At 49.9% G+C, this 18,711-nt stretch carries 15 protein-coding genes; all 15 read left to right on the plus strand.

Annotation, left to right across the window (positions count from 1 at the left end; genetic code table 11):
- Nucleotides 1–18: 18 nt before the first annotated feature.
- The 15 genes from porG (at nucleotide 19) to F0L74_RS04960 (ending at nucleotide 18,701) form a co-directional block, all read left to right on the plus strand.
- Nucleotides 19–885, plus strand: a complete 867-nt coding sequence (gene porG / locus F0L74_RS04890; RefSeq protein WP_149836693.1) for a type IX secretion system protein PorG — start codon at nucleotides 19–21, stop codon at nucleotides 883–885.
- Nucleotides 886–1,160: 275 nt separating this feature from the next.
- Nucleotides 1,161–1,922, plus strand: coding sequence for an undecaprenyl pyrophosphate synthase (gene uppS, locus F0L74_RS04895; protein ID WP_149836694.1), 762 nt, complete (start codon nucleotides 1,161–1,163; stop codon nucleotides 1,920–1,922).
- Entirely contained in the window at nucleotides 1,903–4,638 is a 2,736-nt protein-coding gene (locus tag F0L74_RS04900; RefSeq protein ID WP_149836695.1) for a BamA/OMP85 family outer membrane protein, read from the plus strand. The genes uppS and F0L74_RS04900 overlap by 20 nt, the downstream gene beginning before the upstream one ends.
- A gap of 60 nt (nucleotides 4,639–4,698) precedes the next feature.
- On the plus strand, nucleotides 4,699–5,214 hold the full coding sequence (locus F0L74_RS04905) for an OmpH/Skp family outer membrane protein (protein ID WP_149836696.1): 516 nt from the start codon (nucleotides 4,699–4,701) through the stop codon (nucleotides 5,212–5,214).
- Nucleotides 5,215–5,266: 52 nt separating this feature from the next.
- A complete protein-coding gene (locus tag F0L74_RS04910; RefSeq protein ID WP_149836697.1) occupies nucleotides 5,267–5,776 on the plus strand; it encodes an OmpH/Skp family outer membrane protein in 510 nt (169 codons plus the stop codon).
- 476 nt (nucleotides 5,777–6,252) lie between these two features.
- On the plus strand, nucleotides 6,253–6,408 hold the full coding sequence (rpmH, locus tag F0L74_RS04915; RefSeq protein WP_012788729.1) for a 50S ribosomal protein L34: 156 nt from the start codon (nucleotides 6,253–6,255) through the stop codon (nucleotides 6,406–6,408).
- Nucleotides 6,409–6,429: 21 nt separating this feature from the next.
- Nucleotides 6,430–6,858, plus strand: coding sequence for a ribonuclease P protein component (locus tag F0L74_RS04920; protein ID WP_149836698.1), 429 nt, complete (start codon nucleotides 6,430–6,432; stop codon nucleotides 6,856–6,858).
- Nucleotides 6,830–7,150, plus strand: coding sequence for a membrane protein insertion efficiency factor YidD (yidD, locus tag F0L74_RS04925; protein ID WP_246197622.1), 321 nt, complete (start codon nucleotides 6,830–6,832; stop codon nucleotides 7,148–7,150). The genes F0L74_RS04920 and yidD overlap by 29 nt, the downstream gene beginning before the upstream one ends.
- A gap of 163 nt (nucleotides 7,151–7,313) precedes the next feature.
- Complete coding sequence (locus F0L74_RS04930; RefSeq protein ID WP_149836699.1) at nucleotides 7,314–8,978, plus strand: S41 family peptidase; 1,665 nt, start codon at nucleotides 7,314–7,316, stop codon at nucleotides 8,976–8,978.
- A gap of 248 nt (nucleotides 8,979–9,226) precedes the next feature.
- A complete protein-coding gene (locus F0L74_RS04935) occupies nucleotides 9,227–9,889 on the plus strand; it encodes an RNA polymerase sigma factor (RefSeq protein WP_149836700.1) in 663 nt (220 codons plus the stop codon).
- A 162-nt stretch (nucleotides 9,890–10,051) separates the two neighbouring features.
- Nucleotides 10,052–11,101: a FecR family protein gene (locus F0L74_RS04940; RefSeq protein ID WP_149836701.1), complete on the plus strand. Its 1,050-nt coding sequence runs from the start codon at nucleotides 10,052–10,054 to the stop codon at nucleotides 11,099–11,101.
- Nucleotides 11,102–11,112: 11 nt separating this feature from the next.
- Entirely contained in the window at nucleotides 11,113–14,622 is a 3,510-nt protein-coding gene (locus F0L74_RS04945) for a SusC/RagA family TonB-linked outer membrane protein (protein ID WP_149836702.1), read from the plus strand.
- Between the two features lie 8 nt (nucleotides 14,623–14,630).
- On the plus strand, nucleotides 14,631–16,325 hold the full coding sequence (locus F0L74_RS04950) for a RagB/SusD family nutrient uptake outer membrane protein (protein ID WP_213086891.1): 1,695 nt from the start codon (nucleotides 14,631–14,633) through the stop codon (nucleotides 16,323–16,325).
- A 92-nt stretch (nucleotides 16,326–16,417) separates the two neighbouring features.
- A complete protein-coding gene (locus tag F0L74_RS04955; RefSeq protein WP_213086892.1) occupies nucleotides 16,418–17,233 on the plus strand; it encodes an endonuclease/exonuclease/phosphatase family protein in 816 nt (271 codons plus the stop codon).
- Nucleotides 17,234–17,318: 85 nt separating this feature from the next.
- Entirely contained in the window at nucleotides 17,319–18,701 is a 1,383-nt protein-coding gene (locus F0L74_RS04960; protein WP_149836703.1) for a Gfo/Idh/MocA family protein, read from the plus strand.
- Nucleotides 18,702–18,711 lie beyond the last annotated feature (10 nt).

An 18,711-nucleotide genomic window follows, 5' to 3' on the forward strand; every position in this document is an offset into this window, starting at 1 on the left:
TAAGAAGGACCGAAATTTATGCAAAGACCTATTTTTACTCCTAAGCGTATCATTACTTCCGGCCTTGTCGTGTTGGGAATGTTATTTACCCTGCCGGTATTGGCGCAGAATGAACTGCAGTACGTAGGGGAGCTCGGCTTATCCGTAGGCGGCGCACAATACTTTGGCGACCTGAATCCCAGGGCCGCGATCAATACTGTTAAACCGGCCTTTGGGGTGTATTACCGTAAATATCTCAATGATTATGTGGGCGTAAGGGCGCATTTGCGTTATGCCCGCCTGGGGTATTCGGATATTTATAACGACAATGAATTCCAGCGCAGGCGTAACCTGAGCTTTAATACGGATGTGTATGAGCTGGACCTGCAGGGGGATTTTAACTTCTTCCGTTTTGAGCCCGGCAGCTACCGGTACCGTTTTACCCCTTATTTTACCGGGGGCGCCGGTCTGTTCTACTATAATCCATTCGCTTACCTGAACGGCAAAAAATATTATCTCCAGCCTTTACGTACAGAAGGGCAGGGCACTGCCGAGTACCCGGACCGGAAACCTTACAGCCTGGTATCTTACGCCTTTTTGCTGGGTGGTGGCTTCAAATACAATGTTTCCCGCTCCGTGAACATAGGCGTGGAGCTCCTGTACCGTTTTGCCCAGACAGATTACCTGGATGATGTGAGCAAGACCTATGCGGGCGCCAATTTATTCCCGACCAAGCCTAACGGGGAAAATACCGTGGCTTACCTGCTGCAGGACCGTTCCTATGCCACCGGCGACCCGATTGGCGTAGCCGGCCGCCAAAGGGGCAATAGCCGGGATAAAGACCAGTTTGTGTCCCTGGAGTTCACCATCAGCATCCTCTTTACCACCTACAAGTGTAAATTTTAATTGGCAGTTGCCGCCCGGCAATTGGCAGTCATAGAACGGCTAACCGCAGATTTACCCTCCCTGCCAGCCGGAATTGGCCGTTTACCCCCTTACTTTAGTGGTTCCGGAAGGGCCGTAGCTAAACGCAAACATCACACTGGCGTGGGATTTCGCTGTTAAAACTACGTTAAAACGCCTGTCCGTACTTTGCCGCAAAAGGCATATATCTATTTTTGTATCTTTGCACACTTTTAGTAAATCTGTTATTCTGTTATAATTATACGCCTGAAACACTCATGAGTTTGAAGGACAAATTAGACTTACAACGGTTGCCGCGCCATATAGCTATTATTATGGACGGAAATGGCCGTTGGGCAAAGGAAAAGGGGCAGGACAGGCTTTACGGGCATCACGAAGGGGTCGAAAGTGTGCGTACCATCGTGGAGGCTTGCGCAGAGCTGGGCATAGGGTATCTTACCCTGTATGCCTTTTCTACAGAGAACTGGGACCGCCCGGTGTATGAAGTGAATGGTATCATGGAATTGCTCGTGAATACCATCCGTAAAGAGGTAAATACCCTTACCAAGAATAATATACGGCTACATGTGATTGGGGACATGAATATGCTGCCACCGCAGGCCCAGCGCGAAATGGAAGAAGCTGTCTCCATAACCAGCGCCAATACGGGCCTTAATCTTGTGATGGCCCTTAGCTACAGCGCCCGCTGGGAAATTGTGAATGCCGCCCGCAAAGTGGCGGAGGATGTAACCGCGGGGAAACTCAAACCTACTGATATAACCCAGGATGTTTGGCAGCAATACCTATGCACAGCTGCATTACCGGATCCGGAGCTCATGATCAGGACCAGTGGAGAATGCAGGATCAGTAATTTCTTATTATACCAGTTGGCTTATGCGGAGCTATACTTCACAGATACCCGTTGGCCGGATTTCCGCAAAGAGAATCTTTACGAAGCCATCTTAAATTACCAAACAAGAGAACGGCGCTTTGGCAAAACAAGCGAACAAATTCAGCAGAATGAAGAAATTATTTCCTAAGAGCCTACTGGCCATCGCATTATGTTGCAGTGCAGGCATTCGTGTATCCGCCCAACAGAAAGATACCATTCCTGTACCGGTAACTACCCAGCCAGACATGCCGGCGGCTTTGGGAAATCCGCAACAGTACGAGATTGCAGAAATCACCGTTACCGGCACCCAATACCTCGATAAGTCCCTGTTGATCTCCCTGTCAGGCCTTAACGTAGGCGATAAGGTAGTATACCCCGGCGGCGACCAGTTTGCCAAGGCTATCCAAACCCTCTGGGGCCAGCGCCTGTTTGCCAATGTGGCCATTTATGTGACTAAAGTAGACGATGGCAAGATCTGGCTGGAAATAAACCTTACAGAAAGGCCCCGCCTCGCTAACTACATCTTCCGCGGCGTTAAGAAGTCTGAGGGCGAAGACCTGGCTAAAAAGGCCGGTCTCCGCAAAGGCGGCGTGATCACGGAAGCTATGAAGCAGAACGTGACCTCTGTGGTACGTAAGAACTATGAGGAAAAAGGCTACCGCAGCGTAACCACCACCATCACAGAGCGTACGGATACCTCCCAGGTAAACTCCGCAGATGTGATCTTTACCATAAACAAAGGCAGTAAAGTAAAGATCAACGATATTAATATAGTAGATAACCGTAACATAGGAGATTCCCGGATCAAGAAGAAAATGAAGGGCACCAAGGAGCGCACCCGCTTTACCCTGCACCCCGATAAAGAACAGGCATACGAGGATACCGTAAATATTCCATCAGATTACTGGAAAACTTTCGGTTTCCTGGTCCCTTCCCGTACCGCAGAAGAGCTGGATCCCTATTTCCGCTTTAAACTGTTCACCTCTGCTAAATTTAACGAAACCAAATACCTGGAAGATAAAGAGAAAGTGATCGCTTTCTACAACTCCCAGGGTTACCGCGATGCAGTGATCACCAAAGACACCACTTACTTAACCCGTCGTGGTGGCCTGAACGTGGACATGGCAGTATCCGAAGGCCGTAAATACTATTTTGGCGATATCAGCTGGAAAGGTAACACCCGTTATAATGACTCCCTGCTCACCCGTGTGCTGGGTATCAAAAAAGGCGATACCTATAACCTGGAGCTGCTGGAAAAACGTATCGGTAAACAACTGTCACCGGAAGGCGGCGATATCAGTGGCCTGTATATGGACTATGGCTACCTGTTCTTCCGTATTGACCCGGTAGAAACTGGCATCCACGGAGATACCATCGACTACGAGATCCGTATTACCGAAGGCCCGCAGGCTACCATCAAGGAAGTGCGTATAGCCGGGAATGATAAGACCAACGAGCATGTGATCCGCCGTGAGCTGCGTACGCTGCCGGGTGAGAAGTTCAGCCGTGCTGACCTGATCCGTTCTCAGCGCCAGATTGCCAACCTGGGTTATTTTAACCCGGAAAAGATCGGCATCAACCCGGTGCCTAATATCCAGGACGGTACCGTGGATATCGACTATACCGTAGAGGAAAAAGCCAATGACCAGCTGGAGCTGTCTGCCGGCTGGGGCGGTTATATCGGTCTGACCGGTACCCTGGGCGTAACGTTCAACAACTTCTCCCTGCGTAACATCTTCCGTAAGGAAACCTGGGACCCGTTGCCCAGCGGCGACGGTCAGAAACTGTCCGTAAGGGTATCCTCAAACGGTAAGGCTTACCGCTCTTACAACTTCTCCTTTACGGAGCCGTGGCTGGGTGGTAAGAAACAGAACCAGTTCTCTGTTAACTTCTACAGCAGCTACCAGAACCCGAGCGCTTATAATGAATATATATATGGTACCACTACCGGCTCCGATACCTACTTTAAAGTATTGGGCGCCTCTGTTTCCCTGGGTAAACAGCTGAAATGGCCGGATGACTACTTTACGCTGATCTACGCGCTGAACTATCAGCAGTATAAGCTCAAGAACTACGATTACTTCAACGTAGGTTTTGCAAATGGTACCTCCAATAACATCAGCGTAAAATTGACACTGGCCCGTTCTTCTGTGGATCAGCAGATCTTCCCCAGAAGCGGTTCCAACTTCCTGATCAGCGGCCAGTTCACACCACCGTACTCCCTGTTCAATCCTGAAAAGGATTATACCAAGGAGCCGATCGCCGATCAGTTCAACTTCATAGAATACCAGAAATACCGCTTTAACGCAGAATGGTATGTGCCGCTGAGCAAACCCAAAGGCACAGAGAACAAATCCTTTGTGCTGAAGGTGGCTGCCAAATTCGGTTACATCAGCCGGTATAATAACCGTACCACCCTGTCGCCCTTTGGCCGCTTTGAGCTGGGTGGCGATGGTCTGAGCAACTTCGCGATCTATGACCGTGATATCATCTCCCAGCGCGGTTACCCGGTTTATTATACCAGCAATCCTAAGCTGAACCCGGAAAACGGTCAGCCTGTCGGATATGAAGGGTTCACTATCTTCAATAAATATGTAATGGAGCTGCGTTATCCGTTGAGCCTCAACCCAAGTTCCACCATCTTTGGTCTGGCGTTCCTGGAGGCAGCTAACGGTTACCGCGATTTCAACGAATATAACCCGTTCCGCCTGCGCCGCTCTGCAGGTCTGGGTATGCGCTTCTACCTGCCTATGTTTGGCCTGCTCGGGTTTGACTATGGCATAGGTTTTGACCGTCTGACCCCTGGAAACGGACTCAAGGACGCAGGTAAGTTTACGTTTATGCTTGGCTTTGAGCCGGAATGATGTTAATACAATTTTTATATTTTATATTGCGTTTTCGTTGCGAACTAAATTAATATGGATATGAAAAAACTATTTATCACATTAGCGGTTATCCTTGCTGCCACCTTTGCAGCCAATGCGCAGCGCTATTGTGTGATAGACACAAAATATATTTTGGAAAGCATTCCTGATTATAAGGATGCCCAAACGAAACTGGATGCAATAGCGGAACAATGGCAGAAAGAGATAGACGCCAAGTTCCAGGATATAGATAAGATGTACAAAGCCTATCAGGCAGAACAGGTGATGCTGACAGACGAGTTGAAGACGAAAAGGGAAGATGAGATAGTAGCCAAGGAAAAGGACGCAAAGGACCTGCAGCGTAAGCGCTTTGGATACGAGGGGGACCTGTTCAAGAAACGGGAAGAGCTGATAAAACCGATACAGGATAAGATCTACAATGCGGTGCAGAAAATGGCTGCCAGCAGGATGTATGATTTTGTACTGGATAAATCAGGGGGCATTACCGTTATTTTCTCAGACCCTAAGCTGGACAAAAGCGAAGATATATTGCGCGCAATGGGCGTAAAGAAGTGAACCATTTTTTAACCGATAAGTTTTAAATTTTTTTCAAAACACAGACAACATCATGAAGAAGTTCGTAATTATCGCTTTTGTAGCAGTAGCTGGCTTATTCAGTGTAAATGCAATGGCGCAGGCTAAAATAGCTCACATTAACACTCAGGCATTACTGGATGCCATGCCCGAAACGAAAACCGCACAGGGCTCCCTGCAAACCTATGCCCAATCCCTCGAAGCAGACGGTAAAGGACTGGTAGATGAGTACACTCGTAAAATGAAGGATTTTGACTCCCTGGCTGCCAGCATGACCGATAACATGAAAGAGATCAAAGGAAAAGAAATACAGGATATACAGCGCCGTATTGAAGAATACCGTCAGTCTGCTGATCAGAAGATCGACGCAAAACGCCAGGAAGTGCTGAAACCTATCTACGACAAAGCCCGTAAGGCAATCGAAGACGTAGCTAAGGAAAAAGGTTACGGCTATGTACTGGATAGCTCTGTAGGCGTATTGCTGGTATCTCCTGCTGGTGATGACCTGCTGCCGGCGGTTAAGACCAAACTGGCGCTTAAATAATTTATAATAAGCAGTTGTGATGATCTTTTATAGCTGCAAAACAGAAAGCCTGCCACACGGCAGGCTTTCTGTTTTAACAGGGGATTAGCCCATTGCACTCATTTCCCCATCAGCATCAGCGAGCGGCCCCGGCGGGCTGGTGTATGGCTGGCGTCCACACCCTGGCACACTAAACACGCCGTTCCGGCGATTTACACGCCTTCCCCGGCAGATGGCATGCAGGCAGGCCAGCGCATCGCCCTGGCGCACTAAACACCCTGTTCCGGCGATTTACACACCCACCCGGACACGCCGGCATATTGCCAGCCAGCGCACCCGTCCCGGGCTTACCAGCACATTATTCCCACCTCTTTCCCGCATCAAATTTTTTTCTTTACATTTAAAAAAATTTCTCCTACCTTTGCCTTCCATTTTGAAAACAGGTAATACTTGTTTCAGAGGGATTTAAGTATAGTACAGGTAAAACATAAAAGAAAATGAAACGTACTTTTCAACCGCATAACAGGCGCAGAAAGAGCGTCCATGGCTTCAGAAAGAGAATGGAAACTGCTAACGGCCGTAAAGTATTGGCATCCCGCAGGGCTAAAGGTCGTAAGAAGCTGACGGTATCCGACGAGCGGAAGCTGAAATAAGATCGTAAAAATCAATACGCTATAAAAACTTATTCTTTTAGAAAGGAAGAAAGGTTAAAGAGCAGGAAACTGATTGAAACGCTTTTTCGGGAAGGAAAAGCGTTTTCTGTTTTTCCATACCGGGTTATTTATATGCCCGTAAAGCTGCCTGCAGAGGAATATCCTGTGCAGGTAGGCTTCAGTGCGGCCTCCCGCCACTTTCCCCGCGCTGTAGACCGTAACCGTGTAAAGCGTCTGGGCCGTGAAGCCTGGCGCCTGCAGAAACAGGTCCTCTATGACCACCTACGCCAGCACTCGCTACAGCTGGCTATTTTCCTCATTTACACCGACAAAAAAATAGCCCCTTTTCCTACCCTGCACCATAAAATTTCGGTAATTTTAGAGCGTTTGAAGAAAGCAACGGAGCCTAAAGAGCCGCTGAATGAAGCGCAGCAAGGTGAAGTTCCGTGAGACCACTGAAAAGACTGATTTTGACGAACGAAACAACTACTTGATGGGCAGACTCGTGAAAAATCCATCCATCCTGGTTTGGCTGGGTTATCCATTTATTGGTTTGATCAGGATTTATCAATGGGGTATCTCGCCGTTACTGGGCGCCAAATGCCGTTATACGCCTTCCTGCTCGCAATATGGTATCACAGCACTCAAAAAACACGGTATATTCAAAGGGGGCTTTCTGACTATTAAACGTATCCTGTCCTGCCACCCATGGGGCGGACATGGTTATGACCCGGTTCCATAGCAAAACACGCAGCCCGCAACCCGTAGCCCCACCGCTGCGCGTACCCGCTGCCACCCATAGCAATAACGAACAGAGTAACTAACCACCTGATAAAGAGACAGCTAATGGCTAAATGCCAGGAGCCAACAGCTAAATGCTAACCGCTAACAGCTAACAAACAAACATGCGAAACATCTTTCATAAAAAGGGAAAAATCCTGCTCCTCGCACTCGTGCTCCTGGCAGGCGCCGGTATACTGGCTTTTAACGAAAATGATAAGTACTTCCAGATAGCCAAGAACATGGACATTTTTGCCGCTTTCTACCGCGAGCTCAATACTTACTATGTAGACGACCTTTCGCCGGAAAAAGTGATGCATAAGGGCATTGAGGCCATGCTGGAAGAAACAGACCCCTATACGGACTTTGTGCCGGAAGAGAACCTGGACGATCTTAAATTCATGGCTACCGGTAAATATGGCGGCGTAGGCGCTTCCATCAACACCAACGGAGATACCACCGTGATCACAGACATCTACGAAGGCAGCCCCATGCACCGGGCCGGCGTAAAACCCGGCGATCTGCTCCTGTCCCTGGATGGTAAGCCCACCAAAGGCATGGACCAGGAAGAAATAAGCCGGCTTCTGAAAGGCGCTCCCGGCACCTCCCTGGATATGGTGCTGCAGAACCCCATGACAGGCAAGGATGTCACCAAAAAGATCGTAAGGGAAGAGATCAACGTAATGCCCGTAAGTTATTCCGGCATGGTGAATAACGACATAGGCTACATCAAAATGGTGCAGTTCACAGAGAACAGCGGCGCACAGGTGCAGATGGCCTTCGAAAAGCTGAAACAACAGCAACCGGCCATGAATGGCGTGATCCTGGACCTGCGGGGCAATCCCGGCGGCCTGCTGGACGAAGCCGTGGCCGTATCCAATATCTTTATTGATAAGAATAAGCTCATTGTAAGCACCAAAGGCAAGGTAAAGAACTGGGACCGGGAGTATAAGACGCCCCAGGCGCCCGTAGATATGAATATCCCCCTCGTGGTGCTCACCAACCGCTCCTCCGCCTCGGCCTCAGAAATAGTGGCCGGCGCCGTGCAGGACCTGGATAGGGGCGTGGTCATAGGCCAACGTTCCTTTGGTAAAGGACTGGTACAAACTACCCGCCCCCTGCCTTATAACGCCAAATTAAAAGTAACTACCGCCAAATATTATACGCCCAGCGGCCGCTGTATCCAGGCTATCGACTACTCCCACCGTAATGAGGAAGGGGAAGTGGATTATGTGCCGGATTCCATGCGCCGTGCGTTTACCACCGTGGCCGGCCGTAAAGTAAAAGATGGCGGCGGCATAGAGCCGGATGACCAGGTAGAGCCGGTGTTCCTGAGCCAGGTGGCTATTACCCTGCTGCGCCGGCAATACATTTTCGATTATGCTACCCAGTACTACTATGCGCATCCTAAAGTTCAGGATGCCGGTACCTTCGAAATGACAGAAGACGATTTCTCAGACTTCCTCCGTTTCCTGGATGGCAAGGACTACAGCTATAAAACCCATAGCGAAGAAGCGCTGGAAAGCTTTGAATCCACCGCCCGCAAAGAGAAGTATTACGATGCCGTGTCAAAGGAATTTGAAGCCCTGCAGCTAAAAATGAAACACGACAAAAAACAGGACCTGCTCAAAAATAAGACAGAGATCAAACGCCTGTTGGAAGAAGAGATCATGAACCGCTACTACCTGCAGAAAGGCCGCATAGAAAAATCGCTGGCCTGGGATAACGAGGTGAATGAAGCCGTAAAAGTGCTGCATGCGCCGGATCGTTACCACCACCTGCTGCAATAAGCAAAAGCTGTTATAACAACAATATAAAGGATGCCGCATCCCTGCGCCAGTTTATCTTTCAGGGGAGCGGCATCCTTCTTTTTTACTATTAGAAATCTATTTTTTTTATTAGTTTGGAAACAGAAAAGGGGACCTGATTTCACGTTATACACGAAAGGCTGTACTGTTTTGACCGGATTTTTCTTAATTATAACATAACATAGCCGCTAGGTCATTATTGATAATTTTACGTTTTTCCTGGCAATGTGATGAATACGCAACAACATATAGATCCTGCTATCTGGGAGGCTTGCAAAGAGGGAGATAAGGCTGCTTACGCACATATCTATAAGTTGTATTATCCCCGGTTGTACAATTATGGTTGTAAGTTCACAGTAGATGCTGCCCTCATAGAGGACAGTATACAGGAGATCTTTGTGCGTTTCTGGACCAACCGCGAAAAGCTGCTCGCAGTGCGGGAATTAAAGAGTTACCTCTTTGTTTCTTTCCGTCATCATCTCTTAAAATTACTGGCGCAATATAGAAGGAACAGGGAAGATCATATACTTGCAGATGGTTATGCGTTTGACCTGGAGATCTCCGCAGAACAGCAGCGGGTAGCCATAGAAGAACAACTGGAGCAGGTAACGGTATTAAATAATGCCCTGCATCATTTAACCCAGCGCCAGAAAGAAGCCGTTTTTTTCCGCTTCTACGAAGATATGAGCTATGAGGAGATTGCAAGTATTCTTAATATATCCGTTAAAGCCACTTATAAATTAGTTGCCCGCGCCATTGTTATGCTGCGCGATGCTTACCATAATGCCCCGCTGGTAAAGGCCCTGGTGACCTTAGCCCCATTGATTGCCGCACTGGGCAGCCTGCAGCTGTCCGTATTGATCTGCGCACAGCAATTGCCGCTTCATTTCTAATTATTTCTTCCTTTTTAAATTGCCGCCTGTCCCCGTCTGTGGCGGTTTTCGCATATTAACTGCCACTCCATTTCTAAATATTTTTCAACTATTTAAAAAAAACTGCTGATCCCGTGGGGTAAAAATCATCACCCGGAACTCCTGTAAGGGTAATAACAACAAATGGAGTTTCCTAACGACTACGATCACTACGATAGCAATGACTTTATTGCGGATGACTATTTCCTGCAATGGGTAAAATCGCCCGATGCAGCAAGCGAGGCCTTCTGGCAGCATTGGATAGCCACACACCCGCACCGGCAGGAGCAGGTAGCGGCAGCGCGCGCCTTTATTATTGGATTGCGGTTTAACGAAACCACCCCATCACCGGCCGCCGTGGAAGCGGCATTACAGCGTAACCTGGCCATGTTGGAAGCCTTACCGCAGGACCACCAGCCGGTCGTAAAACAGAAAAGCCTGCGCAAAGTATGGTGGTGGGCGGCCGCTGCCGTAGTAACCGGCGTAATGGCCCTGGCAGGCCGCCAGCTATGGCTGAAACCGGCTGCAATGATACAATATAGCGGTCTTGCAGATGGCATCCGCAAAATAACGCTACCGGATAATTCTGAGGTGATCCTGAATGCCAACGCCGCCATCTCCTTCCGTAAGGACTGGTCCGGCGCAGACCAACGCGAAGTATGGCTAAAAGGCGAAGCCTTCTTTGATATAAAGCAGGTAAAAGCCGGCGATCAACCTGCGCAGGCGTTCATTGTGCACAGCGGTAATATGGACATTGATGTACTGGGCACCTCCTTTAATGTAAAGGAAGGAAGCGCTTTTACCAACGTAACGCTTAATACCGGTAAAATAAAGATCCGCTTCAGCAAGTTGCCGGAAACCCCGTTTTACCTGGCGCCAGGCGATTTTGTACGGTACTCCGCAAAGGATAATAAGATCACCAAGAAACGCGTAAATGCAGACCTCTATGCCGTATGGAAAGAAGAAGGACGGCAACTGCAGAATGTTACGCTGAAAGAAATGGCGGTATATATAGAAGATATCTATGGATATCATGTACGCATCAGTAACAGTGAACTGGCCCAGGAAAAGCTCTCTGGTGGCCTGCGCGTAAAGGATGAGCACCTGCTGCTTGAAACGCTGGCCTTTGCGCTGAATGTGCAGATAGATAAGAAAGCAGACACACTCTTTATACAACCGAAAACTAAAAAATAAAATTCCCTGATATGCTGACAAATGTACCTTTTAAAACGGTAGGTGGCTATGCACTGCTATGTGCTGCCTGCCTCATAGGGCCTTCCCTACAGGCACAGGACCTGGCCATGGCCGGCGGTCCGGTGCGTGATGCCTATGCTTACCAGGTGGAGCGTAAACAGCTGCAAACACTGGGAGAGATCTTAACAGATATCGAAAAACAACACGATGTAAGTTTCATCTGCAGATCAGAATTGCTGCAGCTGAGGATAAACACCGGCAAGGAAAATTTCAAAAAGAAAACATTTGTGCCTTCCCTCCTGTCCGTTATAAAGCCCTACGGGTTGGATCTGAAGCAGATCACCGCACAGCAGTTCGCTATCTCATCCGCCAGCGAAGAGGAAGAAGGAAACACGCCGGAAAGTAAGAACAATGACCAGCCGGATGGTGAGCTAAAGATGCTGGGGCAAAACATAAGCGCCGTAAACAGTACTGCTTTTGATACCTATGCTTACAGCATACGGATGCAACGCATCGGCGGTATAGTAAGGGGCGCAGGTAATATGCCCCTGCCAGGCGTAACCGTTACTGTAAAGGGTACCGGTAATGGCACCGTTACAGATGCCGATGGCAGGTATGAGATCAATACCACCGGCGCCAATGCTATACTGGTGTTCACTTATGTAGGCTACCTCTCCAAAGAAGTATTTGTGGCAGATCAGCAGCAGATAGATGTGGTGCTGAATGAAGATACCCGCCAGCTGAACCAGGTAGTGGTAGTAGGTTATGGTACACAAAAGAAAGTGAACCTCACCGGCGCTGTGGCGCAGGTAGGGGAGAAGGAGCTGGCCGGCCGGCCGCTTACCTCGGTAACTGCAGGGTTGCAGGGTTTAGCGCCGGGCCTGACCGTTACCAGCAATACCGGTTTTCCCGGGGATAATATGGTGAAGATGCGTATACGCGGTACCGGCACCACCAATAATGCCGATCCGTTTACTTTGATAGATGGCGTACCGGGCGATATTACTTTCCTGAACCCGGGCGATATAGAAAGTGTTTCTGTGCTGAAAGATGCGGCATCCGCTGCTATCTACGGTTCCCGCGCTGCCAACGGCGTTATACTGGTTACCACTAAAAAAGGCCGCCGCAACCAGAAACCTACGGTAAGCTATAATGGCTACTACGGTTTACAGCAGCCTTATTCATTGCCTAAGATGGTAGGCTCTACGGAATACATGGAAATGTTGAATGAGGCCCAGCGCAATGTAGGCCTGCCTGAGACATTTACCGATGCAGATATCCAGAAAGCAAAAGACGGTACAGACCCCAACTATTTCGCCAATGTTAACTGGCCCAAAGCCCTGTTTAAAAATACAGCGCCGCAGCAGGAGCATAATCTGAGCCTCAACGGCGGCGGGCAGGATGTTACCTATTACCTGTCTTTTGGCCGGCAGGATCAGAAGGGCCTGGTGACCGGCGACCAATATAACGCCTGGCGTAATAACCTGAGGGCGCGCATCAGTGCGTTGCGCCTGTTTAATATTGTAGACCTGGACGCTAACCTGGGCTACCTGGACCGTATGCAGAACCAGCCAGCCGGCGGTACAGATGAGAACACAGGCCCTATCTATTCAACGCTCACCATCTCGCCCCTCACGCCTGTGAAGTTTACAAATGGTCAGTGGGGTTATGGCGGCGGTTCCAGTAATCCTGCAGCCATTGCTACGGATGGAGGTTATAATAATCTCCGCTCACAGGAAGTTACCGGCAACGCGTCTGCAAAGGTGCATATCTGGAAAAACCTGGACTTCACCGGGCAGTACGGCACCAATATCATTAACCAGCGGCGGTCCACTTTTACCCGTAAAATAGACTACTACCGCCCGGAAACCGGCGCGCTCTGGTATTCCAACTCCACCAGCAACAAACTGGAAATGCGGGATATCACCAGCCGTATGCAGAACATTTCCGGTATACTTAACTATTCATTTTCCCTGGGTAAACATAATTTCAAGGCACTGGCAGGCTACCAACAGGAAACTTTCCGGTATGAGACCTTTTACGCCAGCAAGCAGAATTTTCCCAGTGATGATGTACCGGTATTTAACCTGGGCTTTGATAATCCCAATGCCACGGGCGATGCCTACCAGTACGCCCTGCGTTCCTGGTTTGGCCGCGTGAACTATGACTTTAACGAAAAATACCTGCTGGAGCTGAATGTACGCTACGATGGCTCTTCACGCTATGAGCAGGACCGCCGTTATGGTACTTTCCCCTCCGCTTCCGCAGGCTGGCGTTTTACACAGGAAAATTTTATGAAACATGCAGGCCTGTCCCGCTGGTTAAACGAGGGTAAGGTGCGCGTTTCTTACGGCAGCCTGGGTAACCAATATGGCGCGGATGGAACCGCTTATTCTGAATGGTATCCTTACCAGCAGGTACTTACCGGTGTGGCTACCATGCCTATAGGTAATATCCTCACAAGGGGCGTGGCACAGACCAACCTGGCCAACCCGCTGCTGCGCTGGGAAAAAGTGAACATGTTCAACGTTGGTATCGACCTTGCCTTCCTGAAGAACCGCCTTTCCGTTACCGCAGACTGGTTTGATAAACGCACCATGGATGTACAGCTGAAAGTGCCGCAGCCGGATGTATTAGGCCTGGAAGTTCCGGACCAGAATGCCGGCGATATCTCTAACAAAGGCTGGGAATTGGCGCTGGGCTGGTCAGACCAGATAGGTGAAGTATCCTACGGGATTAACGCCCAGCTGTCTGACGTAAAGAACAAAGTACTGAACCTGGGCGGCGCACCCCCCACCCTGGCAGATAAGATACGCCAGGTAGGTTACCCGATAGATGCATTCTATGGTTACCTGACAGATGGCCTGGCACAGGAAAGCGATTTCACAAAGGATCCCACCACCGGTAAGCTCACGCCTAACTTCCCCATCTTTGATGCGGATAAAGGAAAAGTAGCCCCCGGTGACATTAAATACCGCGACCTGAACGGTGATAAAATGATCACCGCAGACAAGGACCGTACGGTAATAGGCAACGCATTCCCGCGTTATACTTACTCTTTCCGTGGTAATGTGGCCTGGAAAAATTTTGACTTCACCGTATTTGTACAGGGTGTAGGCAAAGGTAACGGGTATGTCAGTGGCATCGGTATCCATGCCTTCCAGGCAAATGGCGCCTTCCCCCAGGAAGTACACCGTGATCACTGGACGCCGGAGCATACAGACGCCTGGTATCCCCGCTTCACCTACCTGGATACCCGCAACTCCGGAAGGCTATCAGGCTACTGGTTACAAAATGCCGCTTACCTGCGTCTCAAAAATATACAGCTGGGTTATACCCTGCCCGCCACCTGGACCAGCAGGCTGCGCATAGAAAGGCTCCGCGCTTATGTTTCCGCGGATAACCTGTTCACAAAAACAAAATTCTTCTACGCGTATGACCCGGAAACCGTTACCACCAGCGGTGGTAGCTATCCGCAGGTGAAAACGTTCGTATTTGGTCTTAACATAACCTTTAAATGATCACTGCCATGCAGCAACAACATATATTCCGTTCAATACGTATGGCCATATGGAGCATTACAGGCATAGTGGCACTGGGCCTTGCAGGCTGCTCCAAAACCTTCCTGGACCGCGATGCGCTGGATGCCATCCCTAATGACCAGTTCTGGAAAACGGAAGGTCAGCTGAAGCTGGCGGCAAACGCCTGCTATGATTACCTGAAAGGAAAGAATGTGGTAGATATGGAGAATATGGGCGATAACACCATTTATCCGCCTATGACAGATTACCTGGCCATTGCCACAGGCAACTTTGATTTTACATTGGGCACCCTTAACTCAGAATGGGCGAACCAATACGCAGGCATCCGCCGCTGTAATCACTTCCTCGAAAACTATCAGAAGGCCGAGGGAATACAACCGGCCAAGCTGGCACAGTATGCCGGCGAGGTGCGTTTCCTCCGCGCTTTCCTGTACAGTTATATCAGCTTCTTCTTTGGGGATGTGCCGCTGATCACCAATACCATCGACATTGGAGACGAGCAGGTAATGGGTCCGCGTAACCCGCGTGCACAGGTGGCGGACTTTATATTGCAACAACTGGATTCCGCAGCTGCAGAACTGCCTGCTACCTACCCGGCGGCAGATCTGGGCCGTATTACAAAAGGCGCCGCCCTGGGCTGGAAAGCACGTGTGGCGCTGTTCTACGGTAAGTACGATGTGGCGGAAGCTGCCGCTAAGGCGGTAATGGACCTGAATGTTTACCAGTTATATACCGGCGGCGGCGCAAACAGTTATAACGAACTGTTTACACACAAGGGGAAATTGTCTAACGGCGTTAACAAAGAAACCATGCTGGCAAGACTCTACCTCATAGATGTGATCATGCACAATATGAGCCGCGAATGCCAGGTACCGGATCAGGGCGCCCGTTTCTGCCCCACTAAATCGCTGGTGGATGCTTACCTGTGTACAGATGGTATGCCTATCGAAAAATCCCCTCTGTATAATGAAGGTGCACAACAGGCATATGGCGATGTATTTAAGGATCGTGATCCCCGCATGTCACAGACTATCCTGGCGCCGGGCGCTACATGGGGTGGCCAGGATGATGGCGACCAGGACGATAAACCTTCCGCTATCTTCAACCTGCCCAAATTCAATGCAGACAAAAAAGGTTGTGTAACCGCTACCGGCTATTACTTTACCAAATATGTGCAGGTATCGGCAGTGGCCACCTATAATAAGGATCCTAACGATATACATATCATGCGCTACGCAGAGGTGTTGCTGACGTATGCAGAAGCCCGCGAAATGCAGGGTAAGCTTACGCAGGCAGACCTGGATATCTCGATCAATCTGCTGCGGGACCGGGTAGGTATGCACCACATGATCATCTCTGAGTTGGCTGCCTGGGGCATGGACCTGCGCCAGGAGATCCGCCGCGAGAGGCGTGTAGAGCTGGCCCTGGAAGGACAGCGTTATTTTGACCTGCTGCGCTGGAAACAGGGCAACCTGCTGGCGGCAGATGTGAAAGGCATGAAAAAATCCTTCCTGCCGGCTTATATGCAGCCATATGTGGCCAGTCTCAAAGTGGATGCAAACGGCTATATGATCGTAAATACAGACAGGCGCTTCCAGGATCCTAAAAACTACCTGTGGCCCATACCATTGACCCAGTTCCAGCGTAACCCGCAACTGGGACAGAACCCGGGCTGGCAATGATAAATAATTGTATATAAACACGCAAACAGGGGTTGATCAAAAATGGCGTAGCCCTGATCAACCCCTGTATGTATTTTAACAATACCATGTTTATGAAACAGATACGCACGCTTGCTGCCCTGGGTTTGTTACTGACAGCCTGCAGCACTAACAAAAACACCACCGGAACTGCCAGCCAGGCGGCAGATACCATCCGGGTAATGAGCTATAACATCCATCACGCCAATCCGCCTTCCCGCAAGGACTTTATTGACCTGGACGCCATCGCGAAGGTCATTAACCAGCAACACCCGGATTTTGTGGCCTTACAGGAAGTGGATGTGCATACGGGCCGCTCCGGCCGTAATGTGCACGAGGCAGAGGCGCTGGCAGCAGCCACAGGCATGCACGCTTTTTTTGCAAAAGGTATTCCCTATGATGGAGGGGACTATGGCATAGCCGTATTATCCCGGGAGCCCATACTGGAAGGCCACGCCTACCAGTTACCCTCCGCGCCGGAGCTTAAAGGAGAGCCCCGCGCCTTATGCACGGTAACGGTGAACAGGAACGGGCGGCGGATGTTGATGGCCAGCACCCATCTGGATGTAACCAGGCCGGATACCAACCGTTTACTGCAGGTACGCGCCATTGCCGGCATACTGAGCAAGGCCGGAATGCCCGTAATACTGGCGGGGGATTTTAACGCCAAACCCGGCAGCCCGGCCATACAGGTGCTGGATAGCGCTTTTACGCGCACCTGCGATAGCTGCCCGTTTACCATCCCGGTAGAGCATCCAAACCGTACCATAGACCTGGTAGCTTTTAAGCCTGCAGGGGCCTTTAAAGTACTGGACCACCAGGCAATCCCGGAACGGTATGCATCAGACCATTTGCCGGTAATAGCAACACTGTTGCTGAAAAAATTATGATTTCCGTTTTTTTAATTATAAATTGACAATGTACTAGCAGTCAATGTTATTCGTCAATTCATACTAAAACTTAACCTGGATAAGCATGCCAAGATCAAATCAGGATTCACGTCGTGGCTTCATTAGTAAGATAGCTAAGGGAGTAGTGGGAGCGTCTTTGTTTCCCAGTATCATTACCGCGGCAGACAAGAAACGTAACCTGGAATCATTATCGCGCAGTAATGAAAAATACAGCGCCAATGACCAGATACAGGTAGCGCTCATAGGCGCTGGTGGTATGGGCACCGCAGATACCAATACCGCTATCACCGTACCGGGCGCTAAGCTCATTGCTGCCTGCGACCTGTATGACGGCCGCCTGGCGGGCGCAAAAAAGAAATGGGGCAGCGATATCTACACCACCCGCGACTATCGCGAGATCCTGGAGCGGAAGGATGTAGACGCCGTGATCATTGCCACGCCGGACTTCTGGCACAGGGAGATCTCTGTGGCCGCTATGAACAAAGGCAAATCCGTGTATTGCGAAAAACCCATGGTGCACGACATTACAGAAGGCCCCGCCGTGGTGGAAGCCCAGCAGAAGAATGGCAAGGTGGTATTCCAGGTGGGTAGCCAGGGCATGAGCTCACTGGGTAATGAGAAGGCCCGCCAGCTGTTAAAGGATGGCGCTATCGGCAAGCTCAATTATGCAGAAGGTTTCTGGGCCCGTATGTCGCCTACCGGCGCCTGGCAGTATCCCATCCCGGCAGATGCGTCTCCCAAAACAGTAGATTGGGACGCTTACCTGGCACACGCGCCTAAACGCGAGTTTGACCCGCTGCGTTTTTTCCGCTGGCGTAACTACAGGGACTACGGTACCGGCGTTTCCGGCGATCTGTTTGTACACCTGTTCTCCAGCCTGCACTTTGTAACCGGCTCCATAGGGCCTAATAAGATCATGGCTACCGGTGGCCTGCGCTACTGGAAAGATGGCCGCGAAGTGCCCGATATTATGCTGGGTATGTTCGATTACCCGGAAACAGCGGCACACCCTGCCTTTAACCTGTCACTACGCGTAAACTTTGTAGATGGCACCGGTGGCACCAACTACCTGCGTATGGTAGGCAGTGAAGGCTCTATGACCGTAGAATGGGATAAAGTGACCCTGTACCGTAACAAGCACGAAGTAGATGCCAATGATCCGCTGGCGCAGGGCAATAAAACCGCTGATGCCTCTAAACAATACGTGTACGAAAGAAAAGATATGCTGCCGCCGGATAAGCTGGAGTATGTAGCAGAAGAGGGCTACAAAGGCGCGCATTTCGATCACTTCTATAACCTGTTCAATGCCATGCGTACCGGTGGTAAAGTGCATGAAGATGCGCTGTTTGGCTACCGCGCCGCTGCGCCTGCCCTGCTGTGTAATGATAGCTATTTCCAGAATAAGATCATGCAGTGGGATCCGCAACAATTAAAACAGATCAAGTAATTAAAAAAGA

It is taken from the genome of Chitinophaga agrisoli (assembly GCF_008386695.1).
GTDB classification, from domain to species: domain Bacteria; phylum Bacteroidota; class Bacteroidia; order Chitinophagales; family Chitinophagaceae; genus Chitinophaga; species Chitinophaga agrisoli.